We start from the raw sequence: 21,729 nt of genomic DNA on the forward strand, positions 1-21,729 counted from the left end.
TTATTGAGATTATTTGAGTCAGGAGGAACAAATATGGATGGAGCCATTGTAGCTCTAGAAATGAATTACGATGAATGGCTTGAGTTGTGCACAGAAAAACTCGGGCTTCAGCGTTACAGAACAGATCAGCTTTGCCAATGGATATACCAAAAGAAAGTATTTAATATTTATGACATGACAAATCTTGGGAAAGACCTGCGAGAGGATCTTTCTTATAAGCTATTGGTATTGCCTCCAACTCTGGTAAGGCATGAGACATCAAAAGACGGCACACGAAAATTTCTATGGCAGTTGCAGGACGGGCAGAAGATAGAATCTGTTCTTCTCTCTCATGGGAATCACAACACAGCTTGTATTTCAAGCCAGGTAGGTTGCCCTCTGAGATGTACTTTCTGTGCTACGGGAATGAGCGGTTTTGTTCGGGACCTCACTGCAGGAGAGATCGTCGGACAATTTCTTGCTATGGAAAAGGTGGCAGGACAAAACATTACGAATATTGTATTTATGGGTATGGGAGAACCGTTGCTCAATCAAGAAGCTCTTTTTAAGAGCATAAAGATTCTGAACCATCCTAAAATGAGGGGACTTGGCGCTCGCCACATAACTGTTTCAACATCGGGAATAGTTCCTGGTATTCGCGCTATGGCAGAGCTAGACATTCCTGTTCGTCTCTCAGTCTCTCTTCACGCTACAAATGACACGTTGAGAAACAAGCTTATGCCAGTAAACCAGAAGTACTCTTTGGGTTCTCTTATAGAAGCCCTTCGTTATTATCAGGAAAAAACCGGCGATCGTATCACCATTGAATACGTTATGATCGATAAAGTAAATGACTCCAGTGAGCAGGCATACGAACTTGCGGCTTTGACAAATAACTTGTCAATATACGTAAATCTAATTCCTTATAATCCGGTCGATTCCAGATATAAACGTTCAACACCGGAGCGGATAAAAGCTTTTGGCTCTATTCTCAAAGAGCTTAACATCGAATATGAAATACGCCGAGAAAAAGGATCTGATATCAATGCAGCATGTGGCCAACTGCGAAGACGGGATGAATCAGACTCTAAGTCTAAATCTTAAAGATCTCGAAAATGGAATAAGGGCTCAAATTGTCCAAATGCCTTTAGGCGAAAGCCGACGGCGTTTGGAAGCCCTTGGCCTTCGCGAGGGGAAAATTATAGAAAAAATTTCGGGCATGCCCTTTCATGGACCAATTACTATTATTGTGGATGGTCGTCAGATAGCTATTGGATGGCGTATCTCTTCCCGAGTAATGGTTGTACCAGTTAAGGAGAATTGTCATGGCAACTGAACCTCCTTTAACAAAAACACTACTCCTTATTGGAAACCCAAACGTTGGGAAAAGCGTTATCTTTTCAAGATTAACAGGAGTTCGCGCCCTTTCTTCAAATTATCCGGGAACGACAGTAGGTTTTATGGAAGGCTGGCTTCGCTATGATTCTGAGGTATATAGAATCATAGATGTTCCTGGTGCGTACACACTCGATCCTACAAATGAAGCGGAGCACGTAGCTCGTCGCATGATTGATGAAGGCGCGGATCTGGCTATTATCGTTCTCGACGCAACAGCACTTGAACGCAATCTTTATTTGGCTTTTCAGGCAATGGAAAGAGGAATTCCCACTATTGTGGCGTTAAATATGATTGATGAAGCCCGCCATCGTGGAATTAGCATCAATGTAGAGAAGCTTGAAGAACTTCTTGGCGTTCCTGTTGTTCCTACTGTAGCGCTTTCCGGGCAGGGAATAAATCAGATTATTGCACGAATACCGGAAGCTAAAAAATGTAATCTTCCAACGCTTACAAGCGAAGAACGATGGAAACGAATTGGCTCAATTATCGAACAAACTCAAAAAGTTGTTCACCGGCATCATACTCTAAGAGACACTCTTGAAGACCTATCTGTTCACCCTATATGGGGAGGAATAATAGGAATTTTCGTTATCTCTATAAGTTTTTATGTGATTCGTCTCATTGGAGAGGGTTTGATCAATCTGCTTCTTGATCCACTGGTAGAGCGGGTATGGATTCCATTACTTATGAAACTTTCCTCTCTCGTGGCAGGATGGCCCCTTGTTCATCAGCTTCTTATTGGCACACTCTTTAATGGCGCTATAGATATGGAGCAAAGTTTCGGGTTGCTTTCTACAGGTCTTTATGTACCAGTCGTTATGGTTTTACCTTACGTTCTTTCGTTTTATCTGGCATTGAGTTTTTTGGAAGATGTTGGTTATTTGCCACGTTTTGCAGTTCTTTTCGATGCCCTTTTCCACCGACTTGGCCTTCATGGATACGCTGTAGTTCCGGCTTTGTTGGGATTAGGTTGCAATGTCCCCGGAATTCTCGCAACACGAGTTCTCGAATCGGATCGGGAACGTTTTATTGCTGCCACGCTCATTTCAGTAGCAATACCCTGCGCAGGGTTGCAGGCCATGATCGTAGGCGTTATCGGGCACCTAGGAATACAATATGTTCTCATAACATATGGGGTTCTTTTTCTCGCTTGGGTTGTTATCGGGCGAATACTGCACTTATTTATGCCAGGATACAGTCCTGAACTTATTGTAGAAATACCTCCATACAGAGTTCCATCAGCACGAGACCTTTTGTATAAACTCTGGTTTCGCTTAAAGGGATTTTTTATTGAAGCTATTCCTCTTGTGATGGTGGGAGTGTTTTTGGTAAATCTTCTCTATATGACAGGCTTTATAAACGTTATTACGCAACTGCTCAAACCCATATTTACCGGGCTACTCGGTTTACCGGCAGAAGCAGCAGGACCAATTATTATGGGGCTTTTGCGCAAAGACGTTGCTGTCGGAATGTTGGCAACACTCAATATGACGCCGCAACAACTGGTTATAGCAACTGTGACTTTAGCTATGACATTCCCTTGTATTGCTACATTCATTGTTTTATGGAAAGAGCTCGGCGGCAAAAAACTCGCTGCAAGTTTAGCTATTATGATTCTCTCGGCCTTAACTGCAGGAACACTTTTACGACTTGCCCTTAATGTTGCCATAATTTCTTAAGGGAGAAGAGACTCATTGCTACAAGTAAAAAAACGATGAAGTATGTAACGGCATAACCTTCTTTGTCAATAAGAGTGCCAGTTCCCCATTGGAAGAAGATAACTGATACGTAAATAAGGGAATTAACTATTCCCATTACAGCTCCGCGCAGATGTTGCGGAGCTTCTTCGTTAATGCGAGCTGCATAACACACCGCTCCCGATCCGAAACTTACACCCAGAACAAAACTAGCACCTCCGGCAATAAATACAGGAAGACGTAAAAACAAAAATATGTTGAGAAGAAAAAGAGCAATAACAAACAAGGCAGTAGAAGAAAAAAGCAACTTCTCACGACTCGATTTTGAAGTCCCCAAAGAGCCAGCTGCAAGAGTTCCAACCATAACACCTATTCCAATGGACGTTGCCCAAATGCGACATTCTGCAAAGGGGCGGTCGTACACATGGGCAAACCACGATACAGCCCAAAGAGCCTGTAAAGAGAGAAGAGCTCCCATTAACATGCTCCAAATAAGAGCAATAGAACGAACGACGGGTGACGTAAAGACAAAAACACCTGTTTCCTTGAGATTTTGCAGCAAACTCTTCTGCGCCTTTCCCTTTTTACAAAAGATAGGATCCTCTTTTCTCTTTAAAAAGAGAGACAAAGCAAGAACAACACAGAAGAAACTCAGAAAAGCAAAGACAAACGATATCCCCCATGAATCTATGGCCCAGCCAAGAGGCGCAACCCCAACAACGGCTCCGAAATTTCCCACTGCTAACGTCAATCCTGAATAAAAGGCATATCGTTCAAGAGGAAAAGCCGCTGATTGATAGACTAAAGCGCCTAAAAACATAGGAGCTAACCCCAAGCCTGTTAAAAGACGCCAGAGTGCAATAGAAAAAGGCGTCTGAGTAAATAAAATCAAGGCCGTGCCAGACGCCGTAATCAAAAGACCTAAAGCTACGACCCGCAAAGGCCCCAAACGATCAAGAAGAAGGCCGCAAACAGGTTGCATAGCAGCATAGGCATAAAAATAAAAACTTGCGACAAAACCTGTTAAAGAAGCACTCATTCCCAAACGTGTTGAGAAAATAGGCATAACTACAGAGGGGGATATTCTAAAGAAATACGACATAAAATATGCCAATAACAAAATAGAAAAAATAACATGAGTGTTGCGACTTACCCTTTGATCAACTCTTTGAGAATGTAACGTTTTAATCCCCTCATCCTGACTTATAAGTATTTTTCGACACGTATTAAGAACGTATAATCTGCGTTCCCGCTTCTCCTTTCAATGCTGCTATAACCTGATCAAGTCTGGCTATTATAGCTCGCTCCCCGCCATTCTTGACAAAACGCAGCGCTGCCTCAACCTTAGGCCCCATGGAACCAGCTCTGAAATGTCCCTCTTCCACGTATCTTTCCATATCTTCTACAGAAACTTTCCCCAAAGGTTTCTGATCGGGCGTATTGTAATAAAGAATAGCGTTGGGAACATCTGTTAATATAACAAAAATATCGGCCCGTACATCATGAGCTAGGCATTCACCTGCTAAATCTTTATCAATAACAGCTTCTACTCCATATAAAAGCCCCTGCTGATCGCGGCACACAGGAATTCCCCCGCCGCCTGACGCCACTACCAGTGTTCCTTGTTCAACGAGGGCAAGGATAACGTCTTTTTCAACAATCTTCTTCGGATTGGGAGAAGGAACAACCTTACGCCATCCTCGTCCCGCATCTTCAATCCACCGTTCTCCACGCTCCGCCATACGAAGTTCCGCTTCTGACTGCGCATAAAATGGCCCCACAGGTTTTGTGGGATTACGGAAGGCTTTATCTTGAGGATCTACTTCCACTTGAGTTACAAGGCATACTGCATCTTTTTTCAATCCTCGACCAGCACATTCATTTCTAATGCTTTGGCACAACATATACCCAATAAGCCCTTGACTTTCGGCCCCACAGAGATCAAGAGTCATAGGCGGAATTTTATCTTTCGCCATTTCATGTTGAATGAGAATAGCACCAACCTGGGGACCGTTCCCATGAGTCAATACCAATTCATATCCTTCTTCAACGACATCCAAAAGTTGTTTTACAGTATGATCGATATTTGCCATCTGTTCGACAGCTGTTCCTCTTTGTCCCGGCTGTAGAATAGCGTTACCACCTAAAGCCACAAGAACTCTCTTATTCATCCCCTCACGCTCCAGTCTCTCTATATTGAAGAAAGTGACCTCTTCGTTGTAAATCAACATATTCTCCATTTTCAACGATAACGGTGCCTCGCGAAAGAGTACACCACGTTTTTCCAATAACGGGTACATTTTCATAGGGAGAAAAGTCTACTGCCATATGAAGTGTACCAGCAGAAAGTGTCCATTTCTTTTCCTGATCAAAAATAACGATATCAGCATCAGAACCAGGGGCAAGAACCCCTTTTTGGGGATACATTCCCATCAATCTTGCAGGAGATCCCGCCGTCAAATGGACAAAATTCGAAAGAGAAATCCTCTTTTTCCGAACCCCCTCCGAAAAGAGCAGAACTCGTGACGTCTCTACGCCTGGTAATCCATAGGGTAATTTTTTAAAAGACCCCTTCCACTCCTTTTGCTTCTTCGTAAAAGGACAGTGATCAGTTGCAATTATATCTATATCTCCGTTCAGAAGTCCCATCCAAAGTCTCTCGTTGTCCTGCTTTGTTTTTAAACTCGGACTCGCTGAAAAAAGGTACCCTTCAGGAGAATCATATACACTTTCAGTCAAAAACAAATATTGAGGACATGTCTCTGTTGAAATACATGTTCCCAATCTCCTGGCCTGAATAACTTCTTGCAGGCCCAAAGCCGAACTTAAGTGAACGATATGAACATGAGTTCTACTCTGCCTGGCAAGCCAAGAGACAGTCGAAATAGCGGAAGCTTCGCATACATCTGGCCGTGTTCTGGCGAGGCTCGACATTTTTCCCCATTCTTTTTCTGAAAGATTTCTCTCAAGCTGCCTTATTATATCGTCATCTTCTGCATGAATAAGCGCCACGCCATTTAAAGAAGCAATGGCGTTAAATGCTTCAAGAAGAGCCCCATTATCCGTTCTCCGGCCTGAATCTCCGTAAGCCGTAAAAAACTTGAAGCTCCGCAATCCCTTATTGTAACTTTCATATATTTCACGAAGGCGCTGATCATTCCAGCCAACAATTTCGCAGTGGAAAGTATAATCGATGACTGCTTCACGAGCCATATTTATTCTTTCTTCTATATTTTGTATTAGCGATGTATCGGAACTACCTACCGTAAAGTCAACAATTGTGGTTATCCCCCCGCAGGCAGCAGCCACAGTACCAGTATAAAAGCTATCGCTAGAAGCCGTTCCTGCCACGGGCAAAGCCATATGAGTATGTATATCTATTCCTCCGGGAAGTACAAGCTTTCCTTCCGCTAATATCTCACGTTTTCCCGTCAAACCCTCGCCGATAGCTGCTATTTTTTCTCCCTCTACCGCTATATCCGTGTCAAGAATTTTCTCTTCAGTAACAACTCTTCCCTTCTTTATTACAAGATCATACATTCCTATCTCCTCTCTTTTATATACGGAATACCCAGAAAAGCCGGCACATTAAATTGTTTTCGAGAGATAGTTGCAATAATCGTTAATATGTAAGGAATAGCTATAAGAAATTCATTCGGGATCAATCTAAAGCCTGAGGTCTGTATCGCGATAGAGGTAGCATCTGCCAATCCGAAAACAAGAGCCCCAATCATCGCACCCAAAGGATTCCAATTTCCCAGAAAGCAGATAGCAAAAGCTATCCAGCCACGACCGCCTATAATATCTTCTGTAAAAAGTCCTAAAAAACCTATGGAATAGAAAGCACCAGCTAGCCCATTCATGGCACTAGAAAATAAAACCGCCTTGAATCGAATCTTTTCTACATTTATACCGGCAGCATCCACTGCTTCTGGATTTGCTCCTGTCGACCTGAGAATAAGCCCTGTTCTTGTTTTAAAAAGAATCCAATACCCTATACCAACAAATATAAAGGCTGCATATGTCATTATATTTTGCCGGAAAAGGGCCTCTCCAATAATAGGAATGTGACTTAACACGGGAATAGCAAAAACAGGTAAAGGTTCTACAGTTAAGGGAAGAAGAGGAACTCCGAAAAAGACACGGTAGAGATAGAGAGCCAAACCTGGAGCAAGAATGTTTATCGCAGTACCTGTAACAATTTGATGTTGTTTAAGATACACAGTAAGAATCCCGTAAAAACTTCCCACGAAAAGACCGACAACAGCAGCACTCAAAAATCCTACAATGAGACTTCCAGAGAGATAGGTTCCCACGAAACCAGCCCAGGCCCCCATGAGAAAAATGCCTTCTATGGCAATATTCATTACACCCGTTCTTTCTACAAATACTTCTGCTAGCGCTCCTACCATTAGAGGCGTGCTCATCTGTATTGCGCGGGCCAAAAGGCCTACTAAAATCATTGGGATTCCTCCCTTCTCTCTTCTTCTCGAAGTCGCTTCTTTTCGCTGGCAACAATAATCCGCTCTCGAATAAAGTACGACACGATAACAGATAACATGACAAATCCCTCCATAATGCCAATAATGCTTGAGGGAATAGGTGACGTTTGTACAACGAGATTTCCACCAACCTTAAGAGCACCGAAAAGCAGTGCCGAGAGTACTATCCCCAGCGGATGGGCATTCCCAAGAATGGCAATGCCTATGCCTTCTGCTCCAATAAATGGATTGAAACCTTGCACAAGCATATGCTGAATGCCGTTGACTTCCATAAAACCAGCAAGACCCGCAAAAGCCCCACTTATAAAAAAGACTGTAACAAAAACCTTCTTCTCATTAATGCCAGCATATCTGGCACCATCTCTGTTCATTCCTACCGCGCGTATTTTGAAACCCAACGTTGTTTTCCAAAGGATAAAATAGGCAAAAAACGCAACTAAAAGAGCAAGAATAAACCCCCAATGAAGGCGAGTATGGGGAATAAGCTGAGGTATCCAGGCATTTTCAACAATAACATCTGTTTGTGGATATTCTCCCTTCGTTTCTATAAGAGGACCTCGGATAAGATAGTTCATTATGGCCACTGCCACATACGTCGACATCATGCTCAGCAAGAATTCGTTAGCATTGAAACGCGCCTTGGCATAGCCGACAAAAGATCCCCATAGACCTCCTGCAAGCATACTGGCGACACAACAAATAAGAAGTAAAATTGGCAAAGGCAACACTTGAAAAAAGAGTGAGCACGAGACGGCAGCAAGACAACCAATATAAAACTGTCCTTGTGCGCCTATATTGAAGAGAGTAGACCGAAAAGCAAATCCAAAAGCCAACCCCGTAAGAATAAGAGGAGTTGCTTTAGCAAAAATATCAGCAATATTGTATATATCTCGAAAGGCAAAAATGACAAGCTCCTTATATACAACCAAAGGATTTTGTCCAAGAAAAAGCATCATAATCCCACTTAATGCCAGGCCTAAAAAAACAGAGTAAAGAGGAAAAAGTGAGAGCCAGAGACGCCGATTATGTTTCATCGTGAGTCACCCCCACCATAAGAAGACCTATCTCTTCAATATCTGCTTCTTCGCGCCTAAAGACCTTGAGGATACGGCCTCGATACATAACACCTATTCGATCTGAAAGTGTTAGAACTTCTGACAATTCCGTAGAAATAAGAAGAACGGCCTGCCCTTCGTTACGAACATTAAGAAGAGCTCTATGCACATAATCAGCAGCTCCCAAATCAAGACCTCGCGTAGGTTGCACAGCTACAAGAAGAGAGGAGGCTATGCCAAGTTCTCTGGCAATAACAATTTTCTGTTGGTTACCTCCGGAAAGAGCCTTAGCCTTCGTAGCAGAAGAAGGGGTTTTAATGGCGTAATCTTCTATAATTTTTTGTGCGTAAAGCTGAATATTTTTTTCAGAAAGAACGCCACGGCTTGCAAATTCCGAAGAAGAGAAACGTTTTAGGATAAGATTTTCCTCTACCGACATATCAAGAACGAGCCCTTCTCGATGTCTATCTGCCGGAATATATCCTATCCCTTCATGAATCAGATCATGTACACTTTTCCCCACAAGTGAGTTGTCTCTAAGAATAATCTCCCCCTCACTAACAGCGCGAAGCCCGCAAAGAGCTTCAGCAAGTTCTTCCTGCCCATTTCCACTGACACCGGCAATTCCAAAAATTTCTCCCCCATCAATATTCATGCTCAGGGAGTCCACAGCCCAATGCCCCCGGTCTCCTTTTACTTTTATATTTTCAACTCGTAATATACTTTCTTTTTTATGTACATCTTTCTCTTGAGCTTTAACTTCTGATGAAAGGTCTGCAACCTCACGCCCCACCATCATCTGCGCAAGTTCTCGCTCTGAGGCTTCTGAACGTAAAAGTTCGCCAACGACATTTCCGCTACGGAGAACAACAATACGATTCGCAATATCGAGAACTTCATTAAGCTTATGCGTTATGAAAATAACGGAGTGACCGGCCTCTCGAAAATCACGAATAAAAGAAAAAAGTCTTTCTGTATTCTGAGGGGTCAAAACAGCTGTGGGCTCATCCATAATAAGAGTCTGAGCACCTCGATAAAGAGCTTTTAATATTTCTACACGTTGCTGCATACCAACAGCAAGCTGACGAACGAAAGCAAAGGGATCAACCTCAAGATCATAAGCTTTCCCCATACGTTCTATTTCTTTTACCGCTTCTGAAACAGAGGCTCGACCTTTATCTTCTGCCCCTGCTCCAAGAAGAACGTTTTCCACTACGGTATGAACGGGAACCAACGTAAAATGCTGGTGAATCATTCCAATCCCCAACGCCATGGCATCCTGTGGAGAACGTATTTTGACATCTTTTCCATTTACCTTTATAGATCCGCTATCAGGTTGATACATCCCGTACAAAATTTTCATCAATGTTGATTTTCCCGCACCATTTTCGCCGAGAAGTGCAACAACTTCGCCTTTTTTAATTTTGAGGTATACGTCGTGATTAGCAATAGTTCCAGGAAAATATTTTGTAATTCCTATAAGCTCTACGGCTAGATCTGTCTCTTTTATAGGCATTTTTATCACCGTCTGTTCAAAACCTGGATAAGCGGGGAGAGAATTCCCCCCGCTTCATAAAAGGAGTTATCAATCTAAGGGTTCTGGGAACTGTGAAAGGAATTTTACAAATCGTCCTTCTTTTATAGCCTCTTCCGCCTGAGATACTAGATCTCGAACTTCCGAAGCTACTTCGTCACTATAGGCAACCTTAACAATGCCCTCAGCAATACCTGCCTCATTAACTATAGGTTTCAAATCTCCATTTAGGAATTTTCCGACGGCCCATACATACATAGCCTTGAAATCAAAAAACACACTGGCGACGACTGTTCCCGGCGCAACACTGTTTTGGTCACTGGCAAAACCCACGAACTTTACGCCCTTCTCTTTTGCAGCCTGAATAGCTCCAAGCCCAACCTGGTTGGCATAAAAGAAAAGGACATCGGCGCCGTTATCAATCATGGAACTTGCCATCTGCTTGCCAAGAGCGACGTCACTCCACGAGTTCGCATAGGCACGAAGCGCCTTTACTTCAGGCATTCCAACACGGGCACCAAATTCATAGGTATTCAGCAAACGAATCATAAGCTTGTTGGGAAAACCTCCAACCAAACCTATTTTTCCTGTTTTTGTTGTTTTACCAGCAATTATTCCTGCGAGAATGCTGCCTTCATACTCCTTGGGTAAGACTGGACATACGTTTGGTTCTACAGCTATCATGCCATTGATAACACAAAACGTTGATTTAGGATATTTGGGAGCTACGCGCTGGGCAGCTTCATCAAACTGAGTCCCGGCTGCCATAATAAGGTCATACCCTCGCTCGGCGTAGTTACGGAACGTAGACTCATAATCACTTGCCTGTACATTTTCGACATACTCTATTTTTGTTTTCAATTCTTCGTTGGCCGCAACAAGACCGGCATAGTTCGTCGCATTCCAGCTCTGATCGTTAATCGGCCCAGGAAGAATGAGCACCATTTTGTACTCCCCTGGGGCTTTCGCTGAAGCAGAAACAACCGAACCTGTTATTGCCAAACAAAGAACAAGAAACAATAGAGACACCCTTTTCCACGTTCTCACATGAAACACCTCCCTTATCTTTATGACCTAACGTCCTCCCATGGTCAAAGCCATAACGGCTTTAGCCGTATGAAGTCTGTTTTCAGCTTCGTCATAAATAGCAGAATGAGGTCCATCAATAATAGAGTCTTCTACTTCATTTACACGATCTGCTGGAAGAGCGTGCATATAGAGAGAATCCTTGGCAGTAAGCTGCATAAGTTTTTCGGTACATTTCCAATGCTTATTCGCTTCAAGAAGGGAATCAATAACATCCGTTCCTTCATTTGTAACCCAATTTCCCCAATTTTTAGGGAATACCACATCCGCATCTTTGTATGCTTCTTCCTGATCATGGGTAATCCGAAGAGATCCGCCGTTTTCTTCAGCATTCTTCTTCGCTTTTTCTATAACCCAATCAGGAAGTTGGTATCCTTCTGGATAGGCCAAAGTAACATCTATTCCGTAACGAGGGAAAAGAAGAACCTGGCTTACAGGAACAGATATGGGTTTTTTATGAGTTGTAGCATAAGCCCATATAACTGATACTTTCAAATTTCTGGAAGAACGGCCGCGCTTTTCCTGAATTGTCATAAGATCAGCAATCGCCTGAAGGGGATGATATAAATCATCTTGCATATTTATAATCGGTGCAGTTGACCATTTGGCCATTTCTCTGAGATAGGCATTCCCTATCTTCCAGAAACAATTTCTGCACGCTATGGCATGTCCCATTCTGGAAAGAATAATGGCCGTATCCTTTGCCACTTCCCCGTGAGCAATCTGCATGTTGCTTGTATCGAGAAAATGCCCGTGTCCTCCCAACTGGGTAATACCAGCTTCCATAGAGTTACGAGTACGTGTTGACTGTTCGAAAAACATAAGAAAAACCGTTTTGTTCGGTAAATAGCTAGTAGGACGATCCATAGCAAAAGCACGTTTTAATTCGTAAGACACGTCAAGAAGAGTATCGACTTCTTCTTTGCTCCACTCTTCCAAGGTAATAAAATGTTTTCCTCTGAATATTGTCTGCATCTTTTTCCCCTCCTACTTCTCTATTTCGTCCACTTTCCATATGTCTGAACATAAACTGTAGGAATAGCCGCATACATAGCAGCAGCTTTTACTAATTCATCCTTCCAGGTTTTTTCGTTAGGAGCATGTGCCTGATCTTCATGACCAGGTCCAAAACCTACACATGGAATACCAAAACGTCCCATTATAGAGACAGCATTTGTGGAAAAGGTCCACTTATCTACGAGAGGTTCATTTTTAAAAAGCTTCTGATAGGCCAGCACTAAGGATTGGCAGGCAGGGTGTTCTTCTTCAAGAACCCATGTGGGGAAAAAACATTCTGTAGGATACACCAGTCCCGTGTATGAAGGACGTTCGTACGTGTACATTGATACATCTCCACCTCGTTCTTTGACAGATGGAAGATTTCTAATCTCCTGTAACGCTTTTTCCCATGTTTCTCCATCAGTAAGACGACGATCTATAGATATGGAACACCCATCAGCTACAGCACATCGTGAAGGAGAACTGAAAAAAATCTCAGAAACAGTGAGACTCCCCTTCCCCAGGAACGGATCAAAATGAAGATTTTCGTGGAGAGCACGCAGTTCCTCAAGGATAGGGGCCATTTTATAGATGGCATTATCTCCCCGCTCAGGAGCAGATCCATGACAACTTATTCCCTTAGTCGCCACTTTAATCTCCATTCGTCCACGCTGTCCCCGATAGATATTAAGAGACGTTGGCTCTGTTATCACTACAAATTCAGGTCGAATTCCACTCTCATTAATGATGTACTGCCAACAAAGGCCGTCACAATCTTCCTCTTGTACCGTTCCTGTTACAAGAAGAGTGTAATCATCCTCAAGTCCAAGGTCTTTTATAATCTTCCCGGCGTAAACCATAGAGGCCATGCCGCCTTCTTGATCACTCGTGCCTCTACCCATGATAATGTCGTCGTCTTCATAGCCTTCATACGGATCAACGTTCCAAAGGCTTCGATCTCCGACACCAACGGTATCAATATGAGCATCCATAGCAATAAGATGAGAGCCATGTCCTATATAACCTAAGATATTCCCCATGGGATCAATTTCTACTCTGTCAAATCCCACTTTCTCCATCTCTTCTTTGATTCGCTGTATCACCCTTTCCTCTTGGCAACTCTCACTCGGAATAGCAACCATATCTCGAAGAAATTTAGAAATGTCTGAACGATACTCCTCTGCCTGTTGAAGGATTTTTTCAAAATCCACAATCATCAAACTCCCTTCTTTTAATTAATTGGCCAGCCCCATCAAGCGAGGGAGGAAGAGCGGTATATCAGGAATGAAGGTAATTACAAGGAGCACGATCAAAGCTACAAAAATATAGGGAAGTATTTCTCGACTCAGCTGCTCAATTGTCAGCTTACTAATGCCACATGCCACAAAGAGACAAGCACCTACAGGAGGTGTCATGAGAGCGATGTTGAGAGAAAGCACCATAATAATTCCAAAATGAAGCGGGTGAAATCCGAGACTTACTGCAAGCGGGTGAAGAATGGGACCTAATATAATAAGGGCAGCAGCTATATCCATGAACATGCCGATAAAAAGCAACAGCAGTAAAATCATCGACATAATAATCCACTTATTTGTACTGACACTCAGCATCATGGTAGCTACCTTTTCTGGAATCTGTTCCATGGTCAAAACCCATCCCAAGATAGAAGCCGCGGCTATGACCAAAAAAACGACACCAGTTGTACGTGCCATCTTCATAAAAAGAGGCCACATATCTTTCAATGTAATATTTTTATACACAAAAAAGCCGAGAAAAAAGGCATAGGCAACAGCAACTGCTGCCGCTTCCGTCGGCGTGAACATTCCGCTTAAAATTCCTCCCAAGATAATAGCCGGCATAAGCAAAGCTACTGCCGCCTCTTTAAAAGCCAACCATATCTCTTTCAGAGTTGCCCTGCGTTCCCCCACAGGGTATCCTCTCTTCTTAGCTATTCTCGCTGTAAGAAGCATTTCTGCTCCAGCAAGAATCAGACCAGGGAGGAATCCTGTCAGGAAAAGCCCTGCTATGGAAACCTGCATAAAAGCTCCATATATCACCATAATATTTGAGGGAGGAATAGTCGGACCGATAATGGAAGAAGCTGCAGTTACAGCCGCAGAGAAATCTTTGTCATACCCCTCATCCACCATTGCAGGAATTAACATAGAACCAATAGCCGCCGTATCACTCACTGCCGCTCCAGTTATTCCTGCAAAGAAAACAGAGGCAACAATATTTGCGTGAGCCAGACCACCCTGAAGGTGACCCACTAAAACATTACTAAATTTTACAAGGCGACGTGTAATCCCTGCCTTGTTCATAATCTCACCGGCTAATATGAAAAACGGCATAGCCATAAGGGTAAACATATCTACTCCAGCAAAATAACGTTGCGGGACAAGCTGTAAAACAGAGGGAATACCTGTTTTGATCATACCAAACAAGCCTGTTACGCCCAAAACAAAACCAATGGGCATTCCCACTGCTATAAAAAGAAGAAATACTCCTGATAAAAATCCCGTCATGCAGAGTCCCCCCTCGCCCTATTAAAAATCAAGACCTTCTTCTCTTCTTACCGTATCGACTACTTCTTCGGACATCAGTATTTCATCGAGGTTCTCTCTGCGGACATCAAGTATCATTTTGCAGAGTAACATAACCATACAGATAACAGCACTGGCTGGAACAGCCATAAGCCACCATTTCATAGAGGTATTAAGAGCTGTAGAAAGCTGAACTTTGCCTCCTTCAGCCATCTTGAAGCCATACTTTGCCAAAATGTAAAGAAAGTAGAAGACAAAACCGTTTGATATAAAAATGAGGATTTTAGCAATCTTACGAGGAAATTTTTTGATGACCATGGTCACTCCCACATGTTCATGTCTCCATATGCATAAAGCAACTGAGAGAAGAGCCATCCAAATCATTACATATCGAGAGAATTCCTCTGTCCAACCGAGAGGAGAACGAATAACATAGCGAGAAAAAACGCCAAGCAAGACTGTCATTGTCATAATAATGGAAAGGATAAAAACCGGAATCTCAATAAGACGTTCAAGAGTATTTCCCACCCTCTCAATTATTTTGAAAAGACCAGTACGGTTATTACCATTACTTCCCATGATACGTACCTCTAGGGTAAAAGTAGGGGCAAATGCCCCTACTTACTCTCTTCAATAGCTTCATCAATGGCCTTTAAGAAACGTTCCGCCATATCTACCCCTTCATCTTTAAATGTTGTCTCAATAAATTCCATGGTCCCTTTTCGTCCAACTTCGCGGAATTCCTCCATTGCTTCTGGTGTTGGAGTATTAATTTCCATGCCAGCTTTTGCAAGTGCGGGCAACCCCTTATCGGAAGCCTCTATTATTCTGTTAAGACCGCGACTTGCAACAATAGCTGTTTGTGCAGCAGAGTGAATAATGGCTTTTTCGTTATCAGAGAGCCCCTCATAGAATTCCTTATTCATAACCCAGCAATATGTACTGTAAATATGGTTGGTTATAGTGAGATATTTCTGAACTTCATAAAGTTTGCCGGTGAGAATAATAGGAATGGGATTATGCTGCCCATCAACAACACCTGTCTGTAAAGCTGTATAAACCTCGGCCCAGGCTACTGGTGTTGCAGCAGCTCCATAAAGCTTCATCAACTGCTGATGAGAGGGCAGAGTCATGGTACGCATCTTCAAGCCCTTCATATCTGCTACAGTTTTTATTGGCCGCTTACTATTGGAAAGCTGGAAGAAACCACCTGCTTCTGCGAACCCCAGAACCTTATATCCTGCTTTAGTTTCAATATCGTTAGCAAGGTATTTTCCAAAGGAACCATCGAAAACTTTCCATGCGATATCATAGTTTGGAATAGCGAAAGGAATGTCGAGAATGCTATACAGCGGATAGAAGGAAGCCATGCCACCCGCTGAAGCAATGTAGCTCTGAACGACACCAACTTTTACCTGCTCCATTGTCTCTCGTTCGTTACCCAGCTGTCCTGCAGGATAAATCTCAACGCTAATAGTTCCGTTACTCTCTGCTTCGACCATACTCTTAAAGACAGCTGCCATAGCTGCAGTTGCCACTTCGAAGGGTTGCTGAGGGTTCAAATGCGCGAGTTTAATTGTCTTTTCAGCAGCTAGGGCCATACCAGAAGCAGTTAGTAAAAGCATGGCAAGTCCAAGGGCAATCAACCTTCTTTTCATTACTTTTCGCCTCCTTTTATGCCTATGTTATATAGGCTATTCCTTTTCTCCCAAACATTAAAGAAGCCCTGTCAACGCATTAAATTCATCTATTCTTTCATCGATAGCATCAGCCATTCCATGAATAGATCCCCAATACTCATCGTAGTCATACCACTGAGCATTTAATTCGTCGGAGGAACGCCCCTGTTGCTCTATCCATGTGTAATATTTAAGATTGTGAATTCGTTTGCGATCGTAATAGGAAAGTTCTTGCATGTAGTCAATGCCAACACCCAGAATGTGACGATGATGGTCAACAGCAGCACACATCTCATTGTATTCTCCCATCTCTTTGGCCATCTCTTTCACTCTAGAACCATACATTTCCATAGAATCTGTCAAAACGGTCATAATTACATTATGCTCGTCAAGCTCGTAGTATTTAGCCATTTTTACCGCCATCAAGATATTGGCCGCTCCGGAAATACCAATAAGAGGAAGACTCTCGATAAATTGCTCAGTTATTCCGTTTTTCCTTAAATATTCGTGACCTGCAGGTTCGTTGAAAAGACGTATCATTGCCATACTGTCTGCATCATCTATATCAATAACCATATCGGTGTTTTTTACGTTATGAATCCAGGGAACGTGTTTATCGCCTATGCCTTCTATCCGATGAGCTCCAAAACCGTTCCAAAGCAACGTGGGACACTGCAATGCCTCTCCCACTCCGATTTTGCTCCATGGATATTTATCTTTGAGATAATCACCACTTCCAAGAGTTCCTCCAGACCCTGATGTGAGAACAACTCCAAAATAACGATCCTTTTCACCGCAAACTTCCTGTAAAACTTCATCCATAGCATGTCCAGTAACCTCGTAATGCCATAAATGATTACCAAATTCATCAAACTGGTTAAAAACTACTATATTGTCACGGGTCTTGCGAAGCTCCCAAACTTTGTCATAAATCTCTTTCACGTTACTCTCTGTTCCGGGAGTTCCAATAACTTCGCCTGCAACTGTTTTAAGCCACTCGAATCGTTCCGGGCTCATTCCTTCTGGAAGAATAGCTATTGATTCGCACCCCAATAGTTGCGCGTTATATGCACCTCCCCGGCAATAGTTTCCAGTAGATGGCCACACGGCCTTTTGTGAGGTAGGGTCAAATTGACCTGTAACAAGACGCGGGGCTAAACATCCGAAGCTGGCTCCGACCTTATGTGCACCTGTGGGAAACCACTTACCGACAAGAGCAACAATCCGAGCCTTCACACCTGTTATTTCTTTAGGAATTTCTACATAATTAACTCTCCCAAATAGCCCACCTTGCTTTTTAGGTTCATTTTTCCAGGTGATGCGGAATAAATTAGCTGAATCCACATCCCAAAGGCCAGTCTTTTTGAGACGCTCTTTGATCTTTTCAGGTGTGTAACGCTCTGGATTCTTCATCTGTTTAAAGGTTGGGATAATAATATTTCGCTCTTTTGCCCGCGCTACCGCTTTCTTGAGTTTCTCTTCATGAATGGTCAAATCGATCATTCGTGCTCACTCCTGTTCTTTTATTTTTTATCCTCAAGCAGATTGCCTCATTTTTAAAAAAGAAAAAGGAGAACGTTAAAGAAGCGATATTTATGAATGCTAATTTGCAGAAATAATACGCAATGGAAGAAGGTAGATAGGAATGACGGATATTTTAGATTTGTATGTATAAGGATACATCTAATACTATTACTTTCAATAATGAGTTACTTATGAAATACATAAAAATTTTTTAAAGATACCAATTGTCAAAGATGGGCGTTCAGGATTTCTTCAAAAGCATCTATATCAGGAGGTGCAGAAAGAGGCGCCCCAGCAGCTTTTCTTGCATTTGAAATATCTTTCAAACCGTTACCTGTTACTACAACCGCTACGCTCTCGGAACTCTCAAGCATTCCTGCCATTGCCATCTTTCTAAAACCAGCAAAAGCAGCGGCACCTGCCGGCTCACCAAAGACTCCAGTTGATCGAGCTAATTCGGGTATAGCAGAAAGAATTTCTTCGTCCGAAACAACAACCATATCTCCGTTACTTTTTCGAACAGCGCGAAGAGCTTTTGCCCAATTCTTGGGTGCTCCCACAGAAATACTATCGGCAACAGTCTGAACAGGGCCAAATAAAACCCTCTCAGAACCAGCTTTAAAAGCCTCATAAATTGGCGCTGCATGTTCAGCCTGAACTCCAACTATTTTGGGAATACGGTCAATAAACCCGATATTCAGCAGATCCCAAAACCCCTTATATAATCCACCAATACAACAACCATCTCCTACAGAAATAAAAATACGATCGGGGACTTGCCATCCTAATTGCTCGGCTATCTCTAACGCACACGTCTTTTTCCCCTCTACAAGGTAAGGATTTATAGCGCAACTTCTGTTGTACCAGCCGTAACGATCGATAGCGGCAGCTGCCAAGTCAAAAGCATCGCTATAATCTCCTTTTACAAGAACAACAGTAGCTCCATAAACAAGAAGCTGTGTAATTTTTGCTTCTGGAGCTTTTTCCGGCACAAAAATAAAACTGGGAAGCCCCGACACCGCTGCAAATCCTGAAAGAGAACTAGCCGCATTTCCCGTAGAGGCACATGCGATTGTTGTATATCCAAAATCAAGAGCTTTTGCTACGCCAACGGCACTTGCACGATCTTTGAGAGACCCAGTGGGATTTCTGCCGTCATCTTTTATAAAAACAGCCGAAACTCCATAGGTCTCCGCCACCTTTTTGCTCATATAGAGAGGTGTCCAACCTACGGATAAAGAAGGAATATGTTCAGAATTGATAACAGGAAGCAGGGGGATATAACGCCATAAAGAAGGAGAAGAATCTTTTTTCAGACGTTCACGGGAGAAAGATTGCGCCACTTCATCATAATCATAAAGTACGTCCAGTGTTCCATCTTGCCCACAAAAAGGACACGTATATTTTACTTCTTCAGGCTTAAAGGTTTTTCCACATAGAACACACTTCAATTCTAACGGATATCCCATACCTCTATTCGCCCCTTTCATCTATTTTTCTAAAAATTAATATTCAAGAAAGAATAGATTCTGCTATACCACAATACCCTCGATAAGCTAAGGCAAGCTGCTCTATTTCAATATATTCATCAACAGTATGAGCTAACTCCCGACAAGAAGGGCCAAAAGCCACGGTAGGAATTCCCATTTCACCAGCATAGTAACAACCGTTCGTTCCGAAACCAGGAGATTCTGAAAGACGAGGAGCAAGCCCTGCCTTTTCCACCCCTTCTAAAACTTTTTTCAAATAGAAAGAGTCTTCAGGTAAAACCCATGCTCTGGCAAAATGTTTTCCACGTATAGGGGCACCTGTATAACAGCGATCTTCTGTAGCTGATATATAAATTAAGGTGCGAATACCTTCCATATCGTTTTTTTTCGTGTTAACAATAATTTGAAGTCGATCTAATATTTTTTCGGGAGTATCGTAAGGAAGAAGACGAAGATCGTACGTAGCTTTACAGACTTGAGGCACCATTCCATTCGTAAATTCGGGGAAAGTACGAAGATTCGTTAAAACAAGAATGCCTTGTCCAAGATAAGGATCTGAATCAGGTTTAAAGGAACAATGAATAGAAGAAAGAATGCGGGTCATAGCGTCCGCCGCGTTTGTTCCGTATTCAGGCTGAGCAGAATGGGCCATACGTCCTTGTGTTTCAATAACAATTTCAGCTCGACCTCTCTGCCCACGTTCTACTTCAAGTTGAGAAGCTTCCCCTATAACTACAAAATCAGGAGGGTAAGAAAGAGCAACTGCCCGCGATGAGATTCCCTCAAAACGTTCTTGAAAAACCGTTCCTGCAACAACAATCTCACCCTGAAGATTTTTATGCTGATCCTCTTTCAAAGCTGCCCCAGCCATAATCATAGCAGCCAGACACCCCTTCTGATCTGACGCTCCTCGGCCATAAATGCAACCATTTTTTATAAATGCTCCGTAAGGATAATAGCTCCAATCAGTCGGGATTCCTGGATCAACATGATCCATTTGAGATTCAAATAAAAGTCTTTTCCCGGGAGTGGCAAAAAAAATACGTCCAATTACATTTCCATAGGCATCTATTGTTACATCATCATACCCTACAGACCGCATTATTTCTGCCGTAAAAAGTGCAACTTCCCGCTCTTTTCCTGAGAGACTCGGCCTTCGGATTAATTCTTGGCATAATCGGATCAAATCAGTTTGTCGTTTTCCACTGAGAACCATATTGCCTCCTCCTTATTTTATAAACAAGCATACATCTGTTACTATTTATTTCAATAAACAATACCTAATATGAATCATCATATAAATCTTATGGAAAAGAAGGGATACCTATGAACCTTAATCAATTACGTGTTTTCTGTTCTATTGTTGAGGAGGGATCCTTCCGGCTGGCGGGAGAAAAACTATTTCTCTCACAGCCTTCTGTAAGCCAATACATAGCAACACTTGAAAAATCATATGATGTAAAATTGTTTGTTCGCCGTGGACGCTCTATCTCTCTGACCCCCGAAGGCAGGGCTCTGTACATTCTGGCTCAGGACCTGTTAAAACGAGTAGATTCCATTCCAGAAAAATTTCGGGAAATGCAACTTCTCAAATATGGAGAGCTCTGTATCGGAACGACACCAAGTTGCGGAAAGACACTATTACCTTTAATCATCTCTACATATAGGAGTAAATTTCCTCATATAGAGCTTCAAATTAAAACAGCAACCGAACAAGCCCTTATTGACATGATAGAAAATGACAATATAGAACTTGCCTTTTGGGAACATAATCCTCTTCTCACCCCCTCTTCATCTTTAATAAGCCAAACATTGGGACGAAGCGCTTTTGCTCTTATTGCTCCCACAGGGCATCCTTGGGCAAAATCAAAAATAGTTTACCCAGAGCAATTGTTAGACCAACACTTCATTTCATATAGCGCAGATACGCCATTGCATTACTTTGTAAATGATTTCTTCATCAAAAATAAATTGAAAATGCCCCATTTAATTCAAGTAGATAATCAAGAACTGCTTATTCAACTTGTTTCGAGAGGTTTTGGTATCGGCATTGTAATGGAAACAGCGGCAAGAAAAGAAGTGAAGCAAAAGGATGTAGTGATACTCCCTCTGGAGGGACTTAACGATATAAACCGTGAGATATTGATCGTTCATTCAAAAGTAAAGGGGTTAACTTATGCAGGGTGGGAGATGGGGAAAATAGCAGAAAATATAGCGCCTCAGTTTTTATATTAAGAACATGG

19 protein-coding genes are annotated in these 21,729 nt (G+C 42.5%); 4 read left to right on the top strand and 15 right to left on the bottom strand.

Annotation, left to right across the window (positions count from 1 at the left end; translation table 11 throughout):
• The first annotated feature begins 33 nt into the window (after positions 1–33).
• From rlmN to VB083_RS07840, 3 genes are read left to right on the top strand one after another with little or no spacing between them, the layout of a single operon-like run.
• Positions 34–1,083: a 23S rRNA (adenine(2503)-C(2))-methyltransferase RlmN gene (gene rlmN, locus VB083_RS07830; protein WP_323401935.1), complete on the top strand. Its 1,050-nt coding sequence runs from the start codon at positions 34–36 to the stop codon at positions 1,081–1,083.
• The gene (locus VB083_RS07835) at positions 1,055–1,315 is read left to right on the top strand and encodes a FeoA family protein (protein ID WP_213689937.1); all 261 of its coding nucleotides are present in this window, start codon (positions 1,055–1,057) and stop codon (positions 1,313–1,315) included. The genes rlmN and VB083_RS07835 overlap by 29 nt, the downstream gene beginning before the upstream one ends.
• On the top strand, positions 1,305–3,056 hold the full coding sequence (locus tag VB083_RS07840) for a ferrous iron transporter B (RefSeq protein WP_213689938.1): 1,752 nt from the start codon (positions 1,305–1,307) through the stop codon (positions 3,054–3,056). Before VB083_RS07835 ends, VB083_RS07840 begins: the two co-directional genes overlap by 11 nt.
• Here VB083_RS07840 and VB083_RS07845 read toward each other — a convergent pair.
• The 15 genes from VB083_RS07845 to VB083_RS07915 form a co-directional block, all read right to left on the bottom strand.
• A complete protein-coding gene (locus VB083_RS07845; protein ID WP_323401936.1) occupies positions 3,034–4,194 on the bottom strand; it encodes an MFS transporter in 1,161 nt (386 codons plus the stop codon). The two genes, VB083_RS07840 and VB083_RS07845, sit on opposite strands and share 23 nt — an antisense overlap.
• 106 nt (positions 4,195–4,300) lie before the next feature.
• Positions 4,301–5,245 (bottom strand): carbamate kinase, encoded by a 945-nt coding sequence (gene arcC / locus VB083_RS07850; protein WP_213689940.1) that lies wholly within the window; start codon positions 5,243–5,245, stop codon positions 4,301–4,303.
• 4 nt (positions 5,246–5,249) lie between these two features.
• Positions 5,250–6,614 (bottom strand): dihydropyrimidinase, encoded by a 1,365-nt coding sequence (gene hydA / locus VB083_RS07855; protein WP_213689941.1) that lies wholly within the window; start codon positions 6,612–6,614, stop codon positions 5,250–5,252.
• 2 nt (positions 6,615–6,616) lie between these two features.
• A complete protein-coding gene (locus VB083_RS07860; protein WP_213695673.1) occupies positions 6,617–7,537 on the bottom strand; it encodes an ABC transporter permease in 921 nt (306 codons plus the stop codon).
• Complete coding sequence (locus tag VB083_RS07865; protein WP_213695672.1) at positions 7,534–8,610, bottom strand: ABC transporter permease; 1,077 nt, start codon at positions 8,608–8,610, stop codon at positions 7,534–7,536. Before VB083_RS07865 ends, VB083_RS07860 begins: the two co-directional genes overlap by 4 nt.
• Positions 8,600–10,147 carry an ABC transporter ATP-binding protein gene (locus VB083_RS07870; RefSeq protein WP_323401937.1) on the bottom strand — a complete coding sequence of 516 codons (1,548 nt, stop codon included), beginning with the start codon at positions 10,145–10,147 and terminating at the stop codon, positions 8,600–8,602. Before VB083_RS07870 ends, VB083_RS07865 begins: the two co-directional genes overlap by 11 nt.
• 69 nt (positions 10,148–10,216) lie before the next feature.
• Positions 10,217–11,212 carry a BMP family protein gene (locus tag VB083_RS07875; RefSeq protein WP_213689945.1) on the bottom strand — a complete coding sequence of 332 codons (996 nt, stop codon included), beginning with the start codon at positions 11,210–11,212 and terminating at the stop codon, positions 10,217–10,219.
• Between the two features lie 27 nt (positions 11,213–11,239).
• On the bottom strand, positions 11,240–12,226 hold the full coding sequence (locus VB083_RS07880; RefSeq protein WP_213689946.1) for an ornithine carbamoyltransferase: 987 nt from the start codon (positions 12,224–12,226) through the stop codon (positions 11,240–11,242).
• A gap of 20 nt (positions 12,227–12,246) precedes the next feature.
• Positions 12,247–13,467, bottom strand: a complete 1,221-nt coding sequence (locus VB083_RS07885) for a YgeY family selenium metabolism-linked hydrolase (RefSeq protein WP_307879592.1) — start codon at positions 13,465–13,467, stop codon at positions 12,247–12,249.
• A gap of 18 nt (positions 13,468–13,485) precedes the next feature.
• On the bottom strand, positions 13,486–14,775 hold the full coding sequence (locus VB083_RS07890; protein WP_213689947.1) for a TRAP transporter large permease: 1,290 nt from the start codon (positions 14,773–14,775) through the stop codon (positions 13,486–13,488).
• 21 nt (positions 14,776–14,796) lie between these two features.
• Positions 14,797–15,372, bottom strand: a complete 576-nt coding sequence (locus VB083_RS07895) for a TRAP transporter small permease (protein WP_213689948.1) — start codon at positions 15,370–15,372, stop codon at positions 14,797–14,799.
• Between the two features lie 38 nt (positions 15,373–15,410).
• On the bottom strand, positions 15,411–16,451 hold the full coding sequence (locus VB083_RS07900; protein ID WP_213689949.1) for a DctP family TRAP transporter solute-binding subunit: 1,041 nt from the start codon (positions 16,449–16,451) through the stop codon (positions 15,411–15,413).
• A gap of 57 nt (positions 16,452–16,508) precedes the next feature.
• Positions 16,509–17,975: a pyridoxal-phosphate dependent enzyme gene (locus VB083_RS07905; RefSeq protein WP_213699479.1), complete on the bottom strand. Its 1,467-nt coding sequence runs from the start codon at positions 17,973–17,975 to the stop codon at positions 16,509–16,511.
• Between the two features lie 248 nt (positions 17,976–18,223).
• Positions 18,224–19,465, bottom strand: coding sequence for a threonine synthase (locus tag VB083_RS07910; RefSeq protein WP_213695257.1), 1,242 nt, complete (start codon positions 19,463–19,465; stop codon positions 18,224–18,226).
• A 43-nt stretch (positions 19,466–19,508) separates the two neighbouring features.
• Entirely contained in the window at positions 19,509–20,702 is a 1,194-nt protein-coding gene (locus VB083_RS07915; RefSeq protein WP_213689952.1) for a YgeY family selenium metabolism-linked hydrolase, read from the bottom strand.
• 110 nt (positions 20,703–20,812) lie between these two features.
• Between VB083_RS07915 and VB083_RS07920 the strand changes: the two genes are divergently transcribed.
• On the top strand, positions 20,813–21,721 hold the full coding sequence (locus tag VB083_RS07920; RefSeq protein ID WP_213689953.1) for a LysR family transcriptional regulator: 909 nt from the start codon (positions 20,813–20,815) through the stop codon (positions 21,719–21,721).
• Positions 21,722–21,729 lie beyond the last annotated feature (8 nt).

The sequence above is a fragment of the Aminobacterium sp. genome, from assembly GCF_034926885.1.
Taxonomy (GTDB): Bacteria; Synergistota; Synergistia; order Synergistales; family Aminobacteriaceae; genus Aminobacterium.